A 5289-nucleotide genomic window follows, 5' to 3' on the forward strand; every position below is an offset into this window, starting at 1 on the left:
CCGAGGAGATCACCGCGCCCGGCTTCATCCATGACGTGATGGCGACGACCTTCGTGCTGTTCATCACCTCGCCGGCCTTTGCGGCACTGGGCGCCGACCTCGCGCGCCACGGGCTGGAGTTCTGCCACACGGGAACGCCGACCGGCGTGCTGCGGCCGGACGGCAGCCATGCCGTGCTCAGCACCGACCGTGCCGCCAACGTCGTCGCCCTTAATGCGATCGCGGCAGGCGAGGGCGACCGCCACGCGGATGATGTCGGCGGCATCGAGCGCAATGCCGGCCTGCTGTTCGGCCTGCTCGGCGGCAGCCTGTGGTCCTATCCGACAGCGAAGCTGCTGGCCGGTGATGGCTGGCGCCGTGGCCCGCGTGGCCTTGCCGCCTTTCTCGGCGAGGCACTCGTGCCGGCGCGCGGCTGGCTCGAAAGCACCTACCAGTCCGAAACCATCCGTGCGTTGTGGGCACCCTGGGTACTGCATGCTGGATTAGGCCCTGAAGATGCGTTCTCCGGCCAGATCGCCAGGGTTATCGCTTTCGCGCTTGAGGCGGCGGGCGCGCCGATCGTCAAGGGTGGCGCGCAGAACCTGCTGGCGGCCTTCGAGGCTTTGATCCGGGAACGCGGCGGCGACATCCGCACCGGCGCCGACGTCGCTTCGATCGTTCAAAGCAATGGCCGGGCAACCGGCGTGCTGCTGGCCTCGGGTGAGACAATCACGGCCAACAAGAGCGTCATCTGCTCGGTCACCCCGACGCAGCTCTATGGCAGGCTGCTTGGCGCGGATGCTCCCAAAGCCGATGTCGAGGCGACGCGGAAATACCGCTATGGCAAAGGCAATTTCCAGATCCACTACGCCCTGGACAAATCGCCAGCATGGCGGGGCGAAGGCCTGGACAAGGTGGCACTGCTGCATCTGACGCCTGGGCTGGATGACGTCTCGAAAGCCTGCAACGAGGCGGCGCGCGGTATGCTGCCGGAGGTGCCGACCATCTGTGTTGGCCAGCCGCATGCGCTCGACCCGTCGCGCTGCCCGGAAGGCAAGGCGGTCCTCTGGCTGCAACTACCCGAGGCGCCTCGCCACATCAAGGGCGACGCCGCCGGCAAGCTGCAGGCACCAGCGGACGGGCAATGGACCGATGTGCTGCGCGAAGCCTATGCCGATCGCGCTGAAGCGATCCTCGCCAGCCATATCGAGGGCTTCAAGGACAGCGTCATTGCGCGGCGCGCCTATTCGCCGGCCGATCTCGAGGCGATGAACATCAATCTGGTCGGCGGCGATCCCTATGGCGGTTCCTCGACCATCGACCAGTCCTTCCTTTGGCGGCCGTTCAAGACCAGCCGCAACCATCAGACCGGCATCAAGGGCCTCTACCATATCGGCGCCTCGACCCACCCGGGGGCCGGCCTTGGCGGCGGTTCCGGCTTTCTCCTGGCGGGGAGGCTGTGATGGAAGAGAAGGTCACTGAGAAGCGCCAGCGCATTTCGACCCTGGGGCAGATCGGCCTGCAGCAATTCGCGCCCTATCTGATGAACCGCATCATGGGCCGCTACAACGCCACCTTGCGCGACGATTTCCGCAAGCAGGGCCTGACCATTCCGCAGGTGCGCACGCTGGCCGTGCTGTCGGTCACCGACGGCATCACCGTCAACGACCTCTCGGTCTATACGGTGATCGAGCAGTCGACCTTGAGCCGGACGCTCGACTCACTGGAGGGCCAGGGTCTGGTACGGCGCGAGCAGGGCGTCACCGACAGCCGCATCCGCCATGTGTTCCTGACCGATGAGGGCCGCGCCGAGTTCACCCGCGCCTGGCCGGCCATGCACGATGCCTTCGAGGCGATGTTCGACGACATCGACGACGCCGAATATTCCGCACTCATCGCCACGCTTTTGAAGATGCTGAAGAACATTCGCAAGCACGACATCTAGCATGACCCCGAAAAGTGGATCCCGGTTTTCGGAAGAGGTCATGCTCAAGCAGATAGACCTACGCGCCGCCAGCCTCAGGCGGTAACGGAAGGATTGAAAAAATGGCCGAACGGTCTTTTGCCAAGGAAGTCGAGAAACTCCGGCTCGGCGCCGGCGAGGAGTTTGCCGGCGAAGGCATCCTCGCTATCACCAAGGCGCTGCTGCAATGCGGCGTCGGCTATGTCGGCGGCTATCAGGGCGCGCCGATCAGCCATCTGATGGACGTGCTGGCCGACGCGCAGGATATCCTGGGCGAGCTCGGCGTGCATTTCGAGGCCAGCGCCTCGGAAGCCACCGCCACCGCCATGCTGGCCGCCTCGGTGCACTACCCGATCCGTGGCGCCGCGACCTTCAAGTCGACGGTCGGCACCAATGTCGCCTCCGATGCGCTCGCCAATCTCGCCTCCGGCGGGGTCACCGGCGGCGCGCTGATCATCGTCGGCGAGGACTACGGCGAGGGCTCCTCGATCATGCAGGAGCGCAGCCACGCCTTCGCCATGAAAAGCCAGGTCTGGCTGCTCGACCCGCGCCCCAATCTGCCATCGATCGTCAAGGCGGTGGAGGACGGTTTCGAACTGTCGGAGATTTCCAACACGCCGGTCATGCTGCAGGTGCGCATCCGCTGCTGCCACGTCCACGGCCATTTCATCGCCAAGGACAACAAACGGCCGCCGATGACTGTCGCCGATGCGCTTGACGCACCGCGCCGCGACACCGGCCGCATCGTGCTGCCGCCAGCGTCCTTCCTGCATGAGAAGGAGAAGGTGCAGAAGCGCTGGCCGGCGGCGGTGGACTTCATCGCCAAGAACAAGATCAACGAGTTCTTCGGCTCGGATCATGGTTCGGTCGGCATCGTCCTGCAGGGCGGCATGTACAATTCGGTCATCCGCGCGCTGCAGCGGCTCGGCCTTGCCGACATTTATGGCGACACCGACGTGCCGCTCTATGTGCTCAACGCCGTCTATCCGCTGATCGATGACGAGTTCCTGTCATTCTGCGAGGGCAAGCAGGCGGTGCTGGTCGTCGAGGAAGGCCAGCCCAACTACATCGAACAGGCCTTTGCTTCGATGCTGCACAAGGCCGGTCGCGGCACCAGGCTGGTCGGCAAGGAGTACCTGCCGATGGCCGGCGAATACACCGGCCAGGTCATGCTTGACGGCATCGGCGCCTTCCTGCGCGCCGATGCGCCGCATCTTCTGCCCGGCGAAGTGCGCGCGCCCAACAAGGTCGGTGACGGCGTCGACGCAGCCGACCTGATCAATGTCGTGCCGGGCCGTCCGCCGGGCTTCTGCATAGGCTGCCCGGAACGGCCGATCTTTGCCGCGACCAAGCTGGTCGAGCAGGAACTCGGCAAGCACCATATCGCATCCGACATCGGCTGCCATTTGTTCTCGATCATGCCGCCTTTCGAACTCGGCGCCACCACCATGGGCTATGGCCTGGGCCCGGCCTCCGCCTCAGCCTTCAATTCGCCCGATGCCAAGCGCCGCTCGATCTCCTTCGTCGGCGATGGCGGCTTCTGGCACAACGGCCTGACCTCTTCGATCGGCAATGCGGTTTTCAACAAGAACGACGGCGTCATCGTCATCGTCGACAATTTTTACTCGGCGGCCACGGGTGGGCAGGACATCCTCTCGTCCCGCGCCGGCAACAAGACCAAGTCGACGAAACATCCGATCACCGAGGCGGTCAAAGGCATGGGTGTCAAATGGCTGCGCCATGTCGACCGCACCTATGACGTGACCAAGATGCAGGACACGCTGCGCGAGGCGCTGACGACGGACGAGAAAGGGCCGAAGGTCATCGTCGCCTCGTCCGAATGCATGCTCAACCGGCAGCGCCGCGAAAAGCCGCTGGTCGACAAGGCGATCAAGGGCGGGACCCGTGTCGTGAAACCGAAATTCGGTGTCGATGAGGATATCTGCACGGGCGACCATGCCTGCATGCGGCTGTCCGGCTGTCCCTCGCTGTCGGTCAAGTCAACAGACGATCCGCTGCGCGACGATCCGGTCGCTCATATCGACCAGAGCTGCGTCGGCTGCGGCAATTGCGGCGAGGTCGCCGATGCGGCAGTGCTCTGCCCATCCTTCTACCGCGCCGACGTCGTCCACAATCCGAGCCGCTGGGACCGTTTCCTGGAAGCCGCGCGCCGCGCCACCATCAGCCTGTTGCAGCGACGCCGCGAAAGCCGGCGGCTGACCTTCGCCGATGCTTGACGCTGTCCCCCCACTTCGCGCCCGCGCCGGCGCTCAGGATAGCGAGCGTGTCATCAAGCTCGCCGTGCTGGCGGTCGGCGGCCAGGGCGGTGGCGTGCTCGCCGACTGGATCACCGATGTCGCCGAGCGCAACGGCTATGTTGCGCAATCGACCTCGGTCGCCGGTGTCGCCCAGCGTACCGGCGCCACCATCTATTATGTCGAGATGGCCCGCGACACCGGCCGGCTGCCGGTCTTTGCCCTGTCGCCGTCGCAGGGCGATGTCGACATCCTGATCGCCGCCGAATTGATGGAAGCCGGCCGTGCCATCATTCGCGGCTTCGTCACGCCCGACCGCACCACGCTGATTGCCTCGTCGCACCGCATCGCCGCCGTGTCGGAAAAGATCGAACCGGGCGATGGCCGGGCTTCGTCCTCCAAGGTGCATGCGACGGCGGAAGCCGCATCGAAGCGCTTCATCGCTTTCGACATGGAAAAGATCGCAGCCGACAATGGCTCGATGATCTCGGCCAGCCTGCTTGGCGCGCTAGCGGGGTCCGATGCGCTGCCCTTCACCCGCGAGAGCTACGAACAGGCGATCGGTGCCGGCGGCCGGGGCGTCAAGGCCAGCCTTGCTGCCTTCGGCGCTGCGTTTGACCGCGCGCGCGGCACGGCAGCACCGGCGCAGAAGCCGGCTGAGCCCGCGATTGTCGAATCTGCCCTGGGCACAGGACAGGTGAGTGGCCCGCAAAACCTGCTGCAGGGCTGGCAGGCCTTGGCTGACCGCATCGACCTGTTGCCGGTAGCCGTACGCGACATGGCACTTCGGGGCTTGAGAAAGGTCGTCGACTATCAGGACATCGCCTATGGGCGCGAGTATCTCGACCGGTTGGACAAGGCCGTCGCGCTAGACGGGCCGCTTCAGGGCTATGGCCTGTCGATCGCTGCTGCCAAGCATCTGGCCAACGCGCTATGCTACGACGACATGATCCGCGTCGCCGATCTCAAGACGCGCTCGACGCGCGGCAAACGTGTGCGCCGCGAGGTCGGCGTCAAGGACGGCTCGATCCTGCAGGTGACCGAATATTTCCACCCGCGCATCGAGGAGTTCTGCGGCACGCTGCCGGCGGG

The 5289-nt window shown here is 65.2% G+C and carries 4 protein-coding genes; all 4 read left to right on the top strand.

Features of this window, described 5'->3' with window-relative positions:
- Positions 1 to 1442: NAD(P)/FAD-dependent oxidoreductase (locus EN906_RS21900; protein WP_164777286.1), on the top strand; the 1442-nt coding region annotated here is incomplete at its 5' end.
- Positions 1442 to 1924: a MarR family transcriptional regulator gene (locus EN906_RS21905; RefSeq protein WP_127270494.1), complete on the top strand. Its 483-nt coding sequence runs from the start codon at positions 1442 to 1444 to the stop codon at positions 1922 to 1924. The genes EN906_RS21900 and EN906_RS21905, both read left to right, overlap by 1 nt.
- Before the next feature lie 101 nt (positions 1925 to 2025).
- Positions 2026 to 4179, top strand: coding sequence for an indolepyruvate ferredoxin oxidoreductase subunit alpha (locus tag EN906_RS21910; RefSeq protein ID WP_127271584.1), 2154 nt, complete (start codon positions 2026 to 2028; stop codon positions 4177 to 4179).
- The coding region (locus tag EN906_RS21915; RefSeq protein ID WP_127375360.1) for an indolepyruvate oxidoreductase subunit beta family protein at positions 4172 to 5289 on the top strand (1118 nt) is incomplete at its 3' end. The genes EN906_RS21910 and EN906_RS21915, both read left to right, overlap by 8 nt.

Origin of the sequence: Mesorhizobium sp. M7A.F.Ca.CA.004.06.1.1, from assembly GCF_003999135.1 — a bacterium.
Taxonomy (GTDB): domain Bacteria; phylum Pseudomonadota; class Alphaproteobacteria; order Rhizobiales; family Rhizobiaceae; genus Mesorhizobium.